We start from the raw sequence: 254 nt of genomic DNA, 5'->3' as shown, positions 1-254 counted from the left end.
CTGAGAACAGATTTGTGGGATTGGCTTAACCTCGCGGTTTCGCTGCCCTTTGTTCTGTCCATTGTAGCACGTGTGTAGCCCAGGTCATAAGGGGCATGATGATTTGACGTCATCCCCACCTTCCTCCGGTTTGTCACCGGCAGTCACCTTAGAGTGCCCAACTGAATGCTGGCAACTAAGATCAAGGGTTGCGCTCGTTGCGGGACTTAACCCAACATCTCACGACACGAGCTGACGACAACCATGCACCACCT

The 254-nt window shown here is 53.1% G+C and carries 1 rRNA gene; it reads right to left on the bottom strand.

The annotated features are described in order from the left end of the window. Positions 1–254: ribosomal RNA gene (locus IG629_RS22510) — 16S ribosomal RNA — on the bottom strand; the annotation flags it as partial.

The organism is Nisaea nitritireducens (genome assembly GCF_014904795.1).
GTDB lineage: Bacteria > Pseudomonadota > Alphaproteobacteria > Thalassobaculales > Thalassobaculaceae > Nisaea > Nisaea nitritireducens.
This window is presented reverse-complemented; position numbering and strand designations above follow the sequence as displayed.